Below are 13,173 nucleotides of genomic sequence, written 5' to 3' on the forward strand. Positions count from 1 at the left end.
CGCGTCATCGGCCGGCCCTGACCTCGATCTCCTTGAACGGCGCCGCCGCGTAGACGACGTCGCCGCCGACCATGGTCAGCAGCGAGCGGATGTTGCCGATCTCCTTGACAGGCACCGTCAGATAATCGGCCGAGAGCACGGCGAGGTCAGCATATTTTCCCGCCTCCAGGGTGCCGCGCTTGTCGTCGTCATTGGCCATGAAGGCGGAGTTGCGGGTGTACATGGTGAGCGCCTGCGGCCGGCTCGGTGCTTCCGCCTCGCCGCGGGTCTGGGTGCCGCCGATGGTGGTGCCGTCGAGATACCATTGCAGCGACACGAACGGATTGTAGGACGAGACCCGATGCGCGTCGGTGCCGGCGGCGACCGTCAGCCCGAGCTTCAGCGCGGTCGCGATCCGCGGCATCTCGCGCGCCCGCTCGGCTCCGACCTCCTGCTGCAGCCGCTCGCCGCCGAAATAGAGCCCGTCCTGCACGCCCCAGATCAGGCCGAGCGCCAGCATGCGCTTCAGATTGTCCTCTGACGCATTGTAGAGATGCAGCACGGTCCAGCGCAGGTTCCGGACCGGAGTGTCCTTGTTGATGTCCTCGATCACGTCGAGCAGATCGTGCACGGTGCGGTCCGGATTCCAATGCAGCTGGATGGTGTGGCCTTTCGAGGCCGCCCAGCGCAGCAGTTCGGCGAGCCTGGCCTTGCCGTCGGCCGTGATGTCGCCGTCGGTCCAGTCGGCCCAGATCAGAATCTCGCCGGGACCGTTGAAATGCAGCATGTCATCACCGAAGCCCTGCGGCAGCAGCTGCGTCAGGTTCTGCAGATCGGCAAGCTCCGAGCCCGGCTTCGGCGCGCAGAGATGATAGGCCACGCGCACGGTGAGCTTCTTGTCACGCCACAGCTTGAACAGGGCTTGGTAGTTGGCGGGATACATGCTGACGCCGCCGCCGTCGACGATGCCGGTGATCCCGAGTGAATTCATCTCGCGGAAGAAGTCCTGCGAGCCCTCGACCTGTTGCGCGAGGGTCGGCTTCGGCAGGCGATCGAAGATCTTGCCGAGCGCGGCGCCGCCCGCGACGATCACGCCGGTGGGCCTGCCGTTGCCGTCGCGCTCGAGCTTGCCCCCAGGGGCGACATCCGCATCGTCGCGGATGTTGAGCGCCTCCATGGCTTTCGGCGACAGCAGCAGCCAATCATAGAGGTGCTGGATGTAGACCGGGTTGTCCGGCGCGGCCGCCGCGATCTCCTGAGGCGCAGGCCGGCGCTTCTCCGCGAACTGCTCCTCGGTCCAGCCGCCGGCCACCACGATCCACGAGCCCGGAGGTTTCGCTGCGGCCGCAGCGCGGATCTTGTCCAGCGCCTCTCTGAGCGTTGGCACCCCGATCCAGTTCACTTCGGTGCCGAACGTCAGCGCCGCGCGCACCCCGTGGATGTGGCCGTCCGTCAGCCCGGGAATGACGGTTCGGCCGCCGAGGTCGATGACGCGCGTATGGGCGTCGGCCAATGCCTTCATCGCCGTCGAGTTGCCGGTCGCGAGCACGCGTCCATGGCCGATCGCGATCGCCTCCTGCACCGCGAAGTCCTTGTCGACGGTCAACACCTTGCCATTGAACAGAACGGTATCGGCCGTTTCGGCCAATGAGGCGCCGGCGGACAAGAGCAGCAATCCCGCAACGCACACTCCAAGACCACGACGACGCATTTGCTCCCTCCCCAATGTTATCGATCGATGGCGCGGAGCCGGGCGTCGCGCCACGTCGATCTTCGTTGTTGGATTTGTCGGCCTTTCCAGCGTTGCTTGTCAAACCGAGAAGGGCGCAACGGAGCGCGGTTCGCCGGCGCGCGACCTATCCCGACGACGTTTGCTTCAAGCCGGGGTGGACAACCGGCTGCGGCCGGTGGGCCCGTCAGCCTTCACTCTGCATACGACGATATTTCGATCAGGCTGCCGTCGGGATCGCGGCAATAGACCGAGCGCAAAGTTCCCCGCGCGCCTTGCCTGGCAACCGGGCCTTCCTCGATGGCAACGCCATTGGCTGCAAGATGCGCCACCACCTCGTCCGGCGTGCTGGTGGTGAGAAAGCAGAGGTCGTCGCTGCCGGCCATCGCATGGTCGGCGGTGAACCAGTCGACCTTGTCCGCGTCCTTCGGTCGCACGTTGATCTTCTGGTTGCCGAACACGAGCGAGGTGCGTTTCGCCTTGCCCTGACCGGGATCGAACACGACGACCTTCATGCCCAGGATCTTTTGGTACCATTCCGTGCTGCGGGCAACGTCGCTGACATTGATGACGAGGTGATCGAGCGCGTGGACCTTGACCGGCATCGCTTATCCCTTTTCATGAAGCTCTAGAACTCGTCGGAGCCGCAGACGCCTGTTATAACGGCAGGCCTCTCGGCATCAATGATAACGATAATATTCGAGGAAACGCATGATCTCACGTCGCCGCGCCATCGGCCTGATCGCTTCCGCTGTTCCGGCCACCGCGTTCATCCGCAGCGCCTCCGCGCTCGACTATCCGACCCGGCCGGTCCGCTTCGTGGTCGGCTATCCGCCCGGCGGTGCCACCGATATCCTGGCCCGGCTGATCGGGCAGCGTCTGTCGGAAAGCATGGGCCAGCAATTCGTGGTCGAGAACAAGCCGGGCGCCGGCAACAATATCGGCACCGAGGCGGTGGTGAACGCCGCCCCCGACGGCTACACGATTCTCCTGGTCAATCCCGCGAACTACATCAACACCACGCTTTACGCCAATCTGAAGTTCAACTTCGTCCGCGACGTCGCGCCGATCGCCTCGTTCAACCGGGTGCCGAATGTCATGACCGTGAACAAGGACGTCACGGCCAACAATGTGGCCGAATTCATCGCCTATCTGAAGGCCAATCCGGGCAAGGTGAACATGGCCTCCTCGGGCAACGGCACCTCGGTGCACCTGTCGGGCGAGATGTTCATGGCGATGACCGGCACCAAGATGCAGCACGTGCCGTATCGCGGCGCGGCGCCGGCGATCACCGATATGCTCGGCGGCCAGGTGCAGATCATGTTCGACAACATGCCCTCGATCATCCAGCACATCCGCGCCGGTTCGCTGCGGGCGCTTGGCGTGACGACCGCGGAGCGGTCACCGCAGCTGCCGGACGTGCAGGCGATTGCCGAGACCGTGCCGGGCTATGAGGCGAGCGCGCTGTTCGGGGTCGGTGCGCCGAAGAACACGCCGAAAGAGATCGTCGAATTGCTCAACAAGCAGGTCAACACCATCCTGGCCGAACCGGGGATCAGGAAGAGCCTGGTCGAGCTCGGTGGCGAGCCGTTGATCCAGTCGCCGGAGGCGTTCGGCGCGATGGTGGCGGCGGAGACCGAGAAGTGGAAAAAGGTGGTCGAGTTTGCTGGGCTGAAGGTGGAATAGGGCGGCGCGAGAATGTCGTTTTTTAACCATGGGACTGTGCTGTAAGACACCGGCAACGGAGGAGGCAGGAACCATGCGTCGGATCGTATTGATGGCCGCGACTTTGGTTGGGGCGGGCTTGATGGGCGGGGTCGGCACGACGCCGGCCGCGGCCTATGAATATCCCTGGTGTGTGCAGGGCCGTGGCGTCGGCTATCCCGGCGACTGCTCCTACCAGACCTATGCGCAGTGCCAGGCCAGCGCCTCTGGCCGTTTGGTCTCCTGCGGCATCAATCCAGTGGTCGCGTTTGCGCGCGCTCGTCAGGGCTTGCCGGTCTACATCGATGAGCCGTTCCCTGCGCCGCGCCGTCGTTACCATCGTGAGCGTCAATACTACTGAGCGCGCCATTACTGAGCCCTCCGGGGCGCTGGCTCCGGCCGGGCGGTATTCGAACGGCCTTGCATTCGCTTTGCGAGCCGATATACTTTGTATCGCAAAGTTCGAGTTGGCCCGGTTCGGCTCGTTCGGGGTATGAGATGCAGGATCTCGACAAGGCACTCGCCGACATCATCGCGATTCGCAGCCAGCTCGCTGCCGGAACGGCCTTCCGCGGCTATGGTCCCGCGACCATGGCGGCGACGTCAGCGGTGGCGCTGGTCACCGTGCTGTTGCAGCACGCTTGGCTCGAAGATCCGACCGGCCAGCCGCTGACCTTCCTGTTGGGCTGGGCCGCCGCGGCCTTGGTCTCTTTGACAATGATCTGGGTCGAGATGCGGGCGCGCTCGCGCCGCCATCATTCCGGCCTTGCCGATGCGATGATTCACCAGGCGGTCGAACAGTTTCTGCCGGCCGGCATTGCCGGCGTATTGCTCGCGGTCTTGTTGTGGAAGTTCGCGCCGGAATCGTTGTGGACGTTGCCCGGGCTTTGGCAGGTGTTGACCTCGCTCGGCGTATTCGCCTCGGTCCGCTCATTGCCGCGCACGGTGGCGCTGGCTGGAGCCTGGTATTTTCTCGCCGGATTTGCCGTGCTGGTGTTTGCCAGCGCAACCCACACGCTGTCGCCCTGGACCATGGGCCTGCCCTTTGCGGTCGGTCAGGCGCTGATGGCGGCGATCCTGTATTTTGCGTCCGGAGAGTCCGATGTCGAAGACTGACAACAGCGCGCCGTTTTCCTATGACGGCCTCGATCGCGTGATCCACGAAAAGGCGCGGCTCGGGCTGCTCACCTCGCTGATCGCCCATCCGAAGGGACTGGCCTTTGCCGACCTGAAGCAGCTTTGCGGGCTCACCGACGGCAACCTCTCGCGGCATCTGCAGGTGCTGCAGGAGGCAGGCCTGGTCGAAGTGACAAAGGGGTATGAGGGCAACCGTCCGCACACCACCTGCCGCCTCACCAAGATCGGCCGCCGCCGCTTCCTCGACTATCTCGCCGTGCTCGAACGTCTGGTGCGCGACGCCGCGCATGCTGCGGGCAAGGAGCACATCCACCTGCCGCATCTCGGCGCCGTGCCGAGCCGGGCTTGATGCTATTTTTTTGACCAGGAGCTTTATGATGCAAAGTCGTTTCCAGTCCAAACCTCAACCGACCGCAAGCGAGAAGCTCCATGTCGGCATCATCATGGACGGCAACGGCCGCTGGGCGACCCGGCGCGGCCTGTCGCGACTGCGCGGGCACGAGGCCGGGGTGGAGGCGATCCGTCGTGTGGTGGAGGCGGCTCCGGAGCAGGGCGTGGGAACGCTGACCCTCTATGCTTTTTCCAGCGACAATTGGCGCCGCCCGCGCGCCGAGGTCGCGGGGCTGATGACGTTGTTGCGGATCTATCTCGCCAACGAGGTCGAGGCGCTCGCGCGCAACGGTGTGCGGCTGACGGTGATCGGGCGCCGGGATCGCTTGCCTGACGGCATCGCGGCGGCGATCGCGCGGGCGGAAGCCGCGACCGCCAACGGCGAGACGCTGCATCTGCGCATTGCGGTGGATTATTCCGCACGCGACGCCATCCTCAACGCCGCACTGAAGGCCCGCGAGCTCGGCAATCTCAGCCGAGAAGGCTTCTCGGATCTGGTCACCGGCGAGGTCGGCCTGCGCGACGTCGACCTCATCATCCGCACCTCCGGCGAGCAGCGGCTGTCCGATTTCCTGCTCTGGGAGGGCGCCTATGCCGAGCTACATTTCACGGCGCGGATGTGGCCCGACTTCGATGCGCAGGATCTGACGCAGGCGCTGGCCTCCTTCCATGGCCGCGAGCGCCGCTTCGGCGGCCTCGAGGCGCTGCCGCTGGCGCCTGCACCGAGCCTGTGACGGCCGGGCGCGCCGTCCATGCGCATCCTGCTCATCAATGTCCCGCATCCCGCGATCGGCAGCCGAATCCCGGACGATCACCTGCCGCCGCTTGGCTTGCTTGCCGTCGGCGGTCCATTGCTCGACGATGGACATGAGGTCCGGTTGCTTGATGCAGAGATCGGTCCGCTGCCAACCGACGCAATCGTTGCCGAGGCTGTGGCGTTCGCACCCGATGCGGTCCTGTTCGGTCATTCCGGCTCGACCTCGGGGCACCCCGTCATCGCGCATGTGGCGCAAGCGGTCGCAACCGCGTTGCCGCAGGTCCACGTGGTCTATGGTGGGGTATTCCCGACCTATCACTGGCGTGAGATTCTGAACGAGGAGCCATATGTCACCGCGATCGTCCGCGGTGAAGGGGAGGAGACCACGCGCCGGTTGATAGCTGCGCTCGACCGACGGGAGGGCCTGGAAAACGTGGCTGGCATTGCCTGGCGAGAGGCCGGTCAGCCCAAAGCCGCGCGCCCTGCGTCGATCATTCATGACCTCGATGCCTATCGTATCGGCTGGGAGCTGATCGATCACGCACGTTACAGCTATTGGGGCGGTCTTCGTGCAGTCGTGGTGCAGTTCTCGCGCGGCTGCCCGCATCTGTGCAGCTACTGCGGCCAGCGCGGTTTCTGGACCCGATGGCGGCATCGCGATCCGGTTCGCTTCGCGAAGGAGCTTGCACGCCTGCATCGCGATCACGGCGTCAAGGTGATCAATTTTGCCGACGAGAATCCGACCGTGTCGAAGAAGGTGTGGCGAACGTTCCTGGAGGCGCTGATCGCCGAGAACGTCGATCTGATCCTGGTGGGCTCGACGCGTGCCGACGATATCGTGCGAGACGCGGATATCCTGCATCTCTACAAGAAGGCCGGCTGGGCACGCTTCCTGTTGGGCCTGGAAAGCACCGACGAGCGGACGCTCGAGCTTATCCGCAAGGGCGCGCTGACCAGAACCGATCGCGAAGCCATTCGGTTGATGCGGCGTCACGGCATCCTGTCGATGGCGACCTGGGTGGTCGGCTTCGAGGAGGAGACCGATCGCGATCACTGGCGCGGCCTGCGGCAACTCCTCTCCTACGATCCAGACCAAGTGCAGCTGCTCTACGTCACTCCGCATCGCTGGACGCCCTATTTCAAGCTCGCCGCCGGACGGCAAGTGATCCAGCCCGACCGCCGCAAATGGGATTACAAACATCAGGTGCTGGCGACGCGACACATGGCGCCCTGGCGGGTGCTGGTGTGGTTCAAGCTCACCGAGATGGTGCTGCAGTGCCGGCCGAAGGCGCTCTGGCGGGTGCTGTTTCATCGCGATCCCGGGCTGCGCCGCGCGATGCGTTGGTACACGCAGATGGGGCGCCGCGTCTGGCCTCACGAGATTCTCGGCTTTCTGCGTGACCGGCGTCTGCCGGATGGGCCGACGGTGGCCGCCTTCTGGGGCGCGCCACAGGACAAGGAAGAGGAATCGATGGCGGCGCAGCCCGACAAGCGCAGGGCGGTGCGCGATGCAGCTTGACTGACGCGAACGCGCGGCTTTGCGGGCGGAACGGGAATCATCTACTGCTGCGTGCAGGAGCCGCAGAGACCCCTCGATGAGCCGCCAGCAGCGCCGTCCGCCCGGCAAGTTCGCCAAGCCCGCCGGTGCCCCGCGCCCTGACACGGCGGAGGCGTTGTGTGCCGCCGCCCTTCGCATGCTGCGGGCGGGGCAGGTGGTGGAGGCCGAGCAGGCCTGCCGTCGGGCGCTGACCGTGGATGCCGGCCATGCCGACGCGCTCGATGCAATGGGGTTGGTCTGCGCGGCGCTCGCACGCCATGAGCTTGCGATCGAATGGTTTGCCCGCGCCATCACTCAAAATCCGACCGTCGCCGACTATTTCGTCAATCTCGGTCAGGTGCTGCGCGAGCGTGGGCGGTTGGACGAAGCCGTCAAGTGCTTTGACCGCGCGCTGCAGCTCAAGCCGGATGTGCCGGAGAGCTGGGAGGCCCTTGCTGCGGTGTTGCACCAGCAGGGACGGCTCGATGAAGCTGCGCAGGCTTACGACCGCGCGTTGCAGCTTGCGCCGGATCGCGCCGAGATCTGGTTCCGGCTTGGCGAGCTGTTGAAGGCACAGGAGCGCCAGCTTGAGGCGGCACTGAGCTTCGACGAGGCGCTGAAGTTCAAACCTGATGATCTCGAGGCCGCCAACAATGCGGGGCTGATCTACTTCAATACCGAGCGTTACGAGGACGCGATCGCCCGGTTCGACCAGTCGCTGCGGCTGAAGGCGGATCAACCCGGCGTGCTTTGCCTCAAGACCATCTCGCTGCGGCGATTGCGGCGTTACGAGGAGGCGTTCGAGGCCGGCAAGCGCGCCCATGCGCTGGCGCCGCACGATCCTGACATCGCCAACAGCTTCGGCTGCGTGCTGCAGAATCTTGGCCGCTACGATGAAGCGGTGGCGGTGTTCGACAAGGCGATCGCCATCAGGCCGGATTTTGCGGATTTTCACAACCATCGCGGCACATCGCTGGCGGAATTGCATCGCTTCGAGGAGGCGTTTGCGAGCTTTGAGCGCGCGATCGCGCTGAAGCCGGATCTGGCCGACGCGCATTGGAACGCGGCGCTGTTCCGCCTTTTGGTCGGCGATTTCGCGCACGGCTGGGCAGCACGCGAATGGGGCCGCAAGTGCCGCGCGGTCGGTTTCGTCGATCGCACGTTCGACGCCCCGTTGTGGCTCGCCGATGCGCCGCTCGCCGGCAAGACCATCCTGCTCCACAGCGACGAGGGTCTCGGCGATACCATCCAGTTCTGCCGCTACGCGACCATGGTCGCCGAGCAAGGTGCGCGCGTGCTGCTGGAGGTCGATGCCGTGCTGCAGCCGCTGCTCGCGGGTGTCGCCGGCGTGGCACAATGTCTCGCGCGTGGCCGCGATGCTGTGCCTGCGTTTGACTATCATTGTCCGCTGTCGAGCCTGCCCCTTGCTTTCGCGACGCGGCTCGAGTCCATTCCGTCCGCGCCGTCCTATCTGCGTTTGCCGTCGGGTGACCGCGTGCAGACCTGGCGCGACCGGCTCGGATCGCGCGACCGGCGGCGCGTCGGCCTGGTGTGGTGCGGCAACCCTGCCCATCTCAACGACCACAACCGCTCCATGCCGCTGTCCGCGCTGGCGCCGCTGTGGGAAGCGGATGCGCAATTCATCAGCCTGCAGAAGGAGCCGCGTCCGGCGGACAGAACATTTCTGGCGACGCGACGGGACATCCTCGATCCGACCGCCGAGGTCGGCGACTTTGTCGACACCGCGGCGCTGATCTCCTGCCTCGATCTCGTCATCACCGTCGACACCAGCGTTGCCCATCTTTCGGGCGCCCTCGGCAAGCCGACCTGGATCATGCTGCCGTTTACGCCGGATTATCGCTGGCTTTTGAACCGCGACGACAGCCCCTGGTATCCAAGCGTGCGGCTGTTCCGGCAGGATGCAAGCCGCGATTACGCTCGTGTGGTCACGCGCGTGCGCGCCGCCTTGGACGACATAACCAAAACTTGATCCCGTGCCGGCGAATGCCCGGCCGCACTGTTTGAGCTGCGTCAACGGGTTTACCTCCGCCTGTGGCACACGACCTTAAGTGTTCTGAAATGCAGAGGCGTGGTGCATGGATCAGCAGGAAATTCAGCGTTCCGGTCCTCCGGTCGCGACCGCACCCCAGCTGCATCCGGCTGTGCCGGCGGGAACCGAGGTGCTGCCTGTACCCACGCATGTCGTCCGTCGGAAGCGGCGCGCATGGCCGTTTCTGCTGCTGCTGGTCGCCCTCGGTGCCGCCGGCGGTGGCGGCTATCTCTGGTGGCAGCACACGCATCCGCCGTTGCCAGTCGGCATCAGCTTCGGCAATGGCCGCATCGAAGCCGATGAGATCGACATTGCCACCAAATATGCCGGGCGTGTCTCCGAGCTGCTCGCCGACATCGGCGATATGGTGACGCCGGCGCAGGTCGTGGCGCGGATGGACACCAAAGAGCTGCAACAGTCGCTGTCGAAAGCCGAGGCGCAGGAGCAGCAGGCGCAACACGTGGTCGACCAGGCTCGCGCCAGCCTCACGCAATCGCAGACCCAGAAGACGCTGGCGGAGCAGGAGATGCAACGCACGCGGGCGCTGCTACAGAACGGCTGGACGACGAAGGAGACGGCCGACCAGCGTCAGCAGATTCTTGATGCCGCGACTGCAGGTTTTGCTGGCGCAACGGCCAAAGTGTCGGAAGCCGAGCGCGCGCTGGAAGCGGCCCGCCATGATGTGGCGCTCTACCTGGTGCAGATCGCCGACAATTCGCTGGTGGCGCCGAAAGCCGGCCGCATCCAGTATCGGCTCGCCAATATCGGCGAGGTGCTGGCTGCAGGCGGCAAGGTCTTCACCATGCTCGACATCGGCTACGTCTATATGGACATCTTTCTGCCGACCGAGCAGGTCGGCAAGATCAAGGTCGGCACCGAGGCCCGCATCGTGCTCGACGCTTATCCTGATCGTCCTATTCCTGCCCAGGTCTCCTTCGTCGCAAGCCAGGCGCAATTCACGCCGAAGACGGTGGAGACCCAGAGCGAACGCGACAAGCTGATGTTCCGCATCCGCGTCCGCGTCGACCCGGAGCCATTGGCTGCACATGCTGATGCCGTGAGAAGCGGGCTTCCCGGCGTCGCCTATGTCCGTTGGAAACCGGACGTCACCTGGCCCGCTAGCCTGCAAGTGTCGCCATGAGCGATGCCGCGCCTCCGGTCGCGGTGATCAGGAATGTTACGCAGCGTTATCGCGACGTCACCGCCCTCGCCGATATCTCGATCGAATTGCCGTCAGGTTGCGTCGTCGGATTGATCGGCCCCGACGGGGTCGGCAAATCGTCGCTGCTGTCGATCCTGGCCGGCGCCCGCGCAATTCAGGACGGGCAGGTGATGGTGCTTGGCGCCGACATGGCGGATCGTCGGGCACGATCCAGGGTTTGCCCGCGCATCGCCTACATGCCGCAGGGGCTCGGCAAGAATCTCTATCCCGACCTCAGCGTCCGCGAAAATATCGAATTCTTTGCTCGCCTGTTCGGCCAATCCAGGGACGAGCGCGAATGGCGCATCGCCGAGCTTCTCCAGAGCACGGGACTGGCAGATTTCGCAGACCGTCCGGCGAAGAAGTTGTCCGGCGGGATGAAGCAGAAGCTCGGCCTGTGCTGCTCGCTGATCCACGACCCCGATCTGCTGATTCTCGACGAACCGACCACCGGGGTCGATCCGCTGTCGCGACGCCAATTCTGGGACCTGATCGACCGGCTGCGCGCGCGTAGCGCGGGCAAGATGAGCGTCGTCGTCGCGACGGCCTATATGGAGGAGGCCGAGCGCTTCGATTGGCTGATCGCCATGAATGATGGTCGCATTCTCGCCACCGGCTCGCCGGCCGAGCTCAGAGTGCAGACCGGCGCTACCTCGATCGAGGATGCGTTCGTCGCGCTGTTGCCGCAGGCTGCGGACCAGGATCAGGCGGAGATGCCTGCACGCACCGTGCTCGATGGCAGCCACGAGCCGGTGATCGTCGCGCGTGAGCTGACCCGCCAGTTCGGCGATTTCACCGCCGTGGATCGCGTCAGTTTCTCGATCCGCAAGGGCGAGATCTTCGGCTTCGTCGGCTCCCATGGCTGCGGCAAGACCACCACCATGAAGATGCTCACCGGTCTCCTGCCGCCGAGCGACGGCGAAGCGCTGATCTTCGGTCGCACCATGGAGGCCGGCAATTACGAATCCCGCCGCCGCGTCGGCTACATGTCGCAATCCTTCTCGCTCTACGGCGAGCTGACCGTGCGGCAAAATCTCGTGTTGCACGCCAGGCTGTTTCACCTGCCGCCCGATCAGGCCGACAAGCGCATCGCCGAGCTGGTCGAGCGCTGTGATCTCGCCGATCATATCGATGGCCTCGCCTCCGACCTGCCGCTCGGCATCCGCCAGCGGCTTTCGCTTGCGGTTGCGATCGTTCACAAGCCCGATCTGTTGATCCTCGACGAGCCCACGTCGGGCGTCGACCCCGTCGCGCGCAATCAGTTCTGGCGGCTGCTGATCGAGCTCTCCCGCAACGACGGCATGACGATCTTTGTCTCCACGCACTTCATGAACGAGGCCGCGCGCTGCGACCGTCTGTCGTTGATGCATGACGGGCGCGTGCTTGCGACCGATACGCCGGACGGACTGATCAAAGCCAAGAATGCGCGATCGCTCGAACAGGCCTTCATCGCTTTTCTGGAGCAGGACGCCGGTGTCGACGACGGCGCACCGGTGACGCTGACGCAGGCCGATCCGAACCGGGCCGCTCTGCCGAGAGCAGACGACGATGGCCAGCGCGCGCTGTTCAGCTCGCGGCGTCTGCTCGCCTATACGATCCGTGAGGGGCTCGAGCTCGTCCGCGATCCGATCCGGCTGCTGTTTGCGCTGTTCGGCACCGCATTCCTGATGATCGTGATCGGCTTCGGCATCTCGACCGACGTCAACAACCTGACCTTTGCGGCGCTCGACCACGACCAGACGCCGGAGAGCCGTGCCTACCTCGCCGAGCTGCGCGGGTCGCGCTATTTCACGGAAAGACCGCCGCTTGCTGACTACGCGGATCTGGAGCGGCGGATGAAGAACGGCGACATCAAGGCCTCGATCGAGATCCCACCGAATTTCGGCATGGACATCAAGCGCGGCCGTCCCGCTTTCGTCTCCGCCTGGATCGATGGTTCGATGCCGTTCCGCGCCGAGACCATCCGCGGCTATCTGGAGGGAACGCATATCCTCTATTTGTCCGACCCCGCCGTGAAGACCACGCAGGCTTCGGCGGCCTCGGCCGCCGACATCACGATCCGCTTCAAGTACAATCAGTCGTTCGACAGCATCTATGCGATGGTGCCGACCACGATCGCGCTGATGCTGGCGCTGTTTCCGGCGATCCTGATGGCGCTGGCTGTGGTCCGGGAGAAGGAGCTCGGCTCCATCACCAATCTCTATGTCACGCCCGTGACCCGGCTCGAATTCCTGCTCGGCAAGCAACTGCCCTATGTCGCGGTCGCCCTGGTCAATTTCGCGGTCATGTTCGTGATGGCGCTGTGGCTGTTTCGCGTGTCCTTCAAGGGCAGCATGTTGCCGCTGCTCCTGGGCACGGTGGTTTATGTCTTCACGACCACCGGGTATGGGATGCTGATCTCGACCTTCTGCCGCACCCAGATCGCAGCGCTGTTCGGCACCGCGATTCTGACCGTGCTGCCGGCGACACAATTCTCCGGCATGATGGTCCCCGTGTCGTCGCTGTCGGGCTTCGCCCAGCTGATCGGCATGGGCTTTCCGATGACCTATTTCCGTCCGATCACCGTCGGCACCTTTACCAAAGGTCTCGGCTTTGCCGATCTCGGTCCATACGTCCTGATGCTGCTCGCGTTCATTCCCGTGCTGACGACGCTCAGTCTCGTTCTGCTGCCGAAGCAGGAGCAGTGAGG

At 64.7% G+C, this 13,173-nt stretch carries 11 protein-coding genes; 9 read left to right on the forward strand and 2 right to left on the reverse strand.

Features of this window, described 5'->3' with window-relative positions; all coding sequences use genetic code 11:
- Positions 1-4: 4 nt before the first annotated feature.
- Together BRAS3843_RS21095 and BRAS3843_RS21100 are read right to left on the reverse strand one after the other, a co-directional pair.
- A complete protein-coding gene (locus BRAS3843_RS21095; protein ID WP_008971063.1) occupies positions 5-1,690 on the reverse strand; it encodes an amidohydrolase in 1,686 nt (561 codons plus the stop codon).
- Positions 1,691-1,902: 212 nt separating this feature from the next.
- Positions 1,903-2,313: a VOC family protein gene (locus BRAS3843_RS21100; RefSeq protein ID WP_008971064.1), complete on the reverse strand. Its 411-nt coding sequence runs from the start codon at positions 2,311-2,313 to the stop codon at positions 1,903-1,905.
- 106 nt (positions 2,314-2,419) lie between these two features.
- Here BRAS3843_RS21100 and BRAS3843_RS21105 point away from each other — a divergent pair, with 106 nt between their 5' ends.
- The 9 genes from BRAS3843_RS21105 to rbbA all read left to right on the forward strand — a co-directional run bounded on the left by BRAS3843_RS21105 (position 2,420) and on the right by rbbA (position 13,171).
- Positions 2,420-3,394: a tripartite tricarboxylate transporter substrate binding protein gene (locus BRAS3843_RS21105; protein WP_008971065.1), complete on the forward strand. Its 975-nt coding sequence runs from the start codon at positions 2,420-2,422 to the stop codon at positions 3,392-3,394.
- A 73-nt stretch (positions 3,395-3,467) separates the two neighbouring features.
- Positions 3,468-3,773: a DUF3551 domain-containing protein gene (locus BRAS3843_RS21110; RefSeq protein ID WP_008971066.1), complete on the forward strand. Its 306-nt coding sequence runs from the start codon at positions 3,468-3,470 to the stop codon at positions 3,771-3,773.
- A gap of 137 nt (positions 3,774-3,910) precedes the next feature.
- Entirely contained in the window at positions 3,911-4,528 is a 618-nt protein-coding gene (locus BRAS3843_RS21115; RefSeq protein WP_008971067.1) for a hypothetical protein, read from the forward strand.
- Positions 4,515-4,898: a transcriptional regulator gene (locus BRAS3843_RS21120; protein ID WP_008971068.1), complete on the forward strand. Its 384-nt coding sequence runs from the start codon at positions 4,515-4,517 to the stop codon at positions 4,896-4,898. The genes BRAS3843_RS21115 and BRAS3843_RS21120 overlap by 14 nt, the downstream gene beginning before the upstream one ends.
- A gap of 28 nt (positions 4,899-4,926) precedes the next feature.
- On the forward strand, positions 4,927-5,673 hold the full coding sequence (locus tag BRAS3843_RS21125) for a di-trans,poly-cis-decaprenylcistransferase (protein ID WP_008971069.1): 747 nt from the start codon (positions 4,927-4,929) through the stop codon (positions 5,671-5,673).
- Between the two features lie 18 nt (positions 5,674-5,691).
- Positions 5,692-7,215 carry a magnesium-protoporphyrin IX monomethyl ester anaerobic oxidative cyclase gene (bchE, locus tag BRAS3843_RS21130; RefSeq protein ID WP_008971070.1) on the forward strand — a complete coding sequence of 508 codons (1,524 nt, stop codon included), beginning with the start codon at positions 5,692-5,694 and terminating at the stop codon, positions 7,213-7,215.
- Between the two features lie 76 nt (positions 7,216-7,291).
- A complete protein-coding gene (locus BRAS3843_RS21135; RefSeq protein WP_008971071.1) occupies positions 7,292-9,223 on the forward strand; it encodes a tetratricopeptide repeat protein in 1,932 nt (643 codons plus the stop codon).
- 106 nt (positions 9,224-9,329) lie between these two features.
- Positions 9,330-10,424, forward strand: coding sequence for an HlyD family efflux transporter periplasmic adaptor subunit (locus BRAS3843_RS21140; RefSeq protein WP_008971072.1), 1,095 nt, complete (start codon positions 9,330-9,332; stop codon positions 10,422-10,424).
- Positions 10,421-13,171 (forward strand): ribosome-associated ATPase/putative transporter RbbA, encoded by a 2,751-nt coding sequence (gene rbbA, locus BRAS3843_RS21145; RefSeq protein WP_008971073.1) that lies wholly within the window; start codon positions 10,421-10,423, stop codon positions 13,169-13,171. Before BRAS3843_RS21140 ends, rbbA begins: the two co-directional genes overlap by 4 nt.
- Positions 13,172-13,173: the final 2 nt, after the last annotated feature.

The sequence above is a fragment of the Bradyrhizobium sp. STM 3843 genome (genome assembly GCF_000239815.1).
Taxonomy (GTDB): domain Bacteria; phylum Pseudomonadota; class Alphaproteobacteria; order Rhizobiales; family Xanthobacteraceae; genus Bradyrhizobium.